The sequence below is a fragment of the Caproicibacter fermentans genome (genome assembly GCF_009746625.1).
GTDB classification, from domain to species: domain Bacteria; phylum Bacillota; class Clostridia; order Oscillospirales; family Acutalibacteraceae; genus Caproicibacter; species Caproicibacter fermentans.
In genome coordinates this window covers 1-911 of the sequence record NZ_VWXL01000091.1, presented here as the reverse complement: position 1 = coordinate 911, position 911 = coordinate 1, and the positions used below count along the sequence as shown (strand labels likewise).

The following is a 911-nucleotide window of genomic DNA, read 5'->3' as shown; positions in this document are numbered from 1 at the left end:
GGCACGCAGTATTTTTATAGGGCGTTCGCTTATAATTCGAAGCACGAATACCAAACGGAATATTGCGTCGCGACCATGACGCCGCTGCACGGCTACCAGCTCGGGGCCTTTCCGGTCGGCACGAGACTAAAATTCGGCTCCATCTTCGGGAACCCGATTGTCATGAAAATCGCGAACATTTCGGGGAACAACGTTACCCTGATTACGGACGGAATCATAGCGCGGTACGCATACGACGCAAAAGAACCGGCCAACGGCGATTCAAGCCGGGTAAGCTACGGAAATAATAGGTATGTCCTCTCAAACATTCACCAGTGGCTTAACTCCGAGGCGGGGGCCGGTTCATGGTACGTCGCGCAGCACTCGGTAGATCAGGCCCCGGACAGCACAAGCGTTGTTTCGGCAAACCCGTACAAATCAGCGGCGGGCTTCCTGAACGGATTCTCGGTAAAAGAAAAGAACTACCTCAAAACCAAAACAATCACGGTAGGGAAATCTTCAACAGACGGAAGCGGGACAGAAACGACAAACGCGCGGGTGTGGTTGCCGAGCGGAACGGAAGTCGGACTATCAACGGATTATACGGAAGGCTCCCAACTTCAAGCATTTTCAGACAATAATTCCAGAATCGCATATGAGACGGCGGATTGTGCGGCGTATACCGGAGGCACGGCGGGCGCGGCGTGGTACTATTGGCTTCGTACGCCATATCCTTCCTACTCGTACTACGTCCGGGTCGTCGTCTCCGATGGTACGCTGGGCGATTTCGGCAGCGCCTACCACGGCGACAATGGCGTTCGTCCGCTTTGTGTTCTTGATTCTTCGGTCTTATTATCTTTGACACCTGATGCGTCCGGAGCGTACACAGTGCTATGACTTGCAGAAAGGGGATCGAAAATGACCTGCACCAC

1 protein-coding gene is annotated in these 911 nt (G+C 53.6%); it reads left to right on the top strand.

What is annotated here, in order from left to right; all coding sequences use genetic code 11:
* Positions 1 to 876, top strand: an 876-nt coding sequence (locus tag CAFE_RS19710; RefSeq protein ID WP_233452840.1) for a DUF6273 domain-containing protein, incomplete at its 5' end; no start/stop codon positions are given.
* Positions 877 to 911 lie beyond the last annotated feature (35 nt).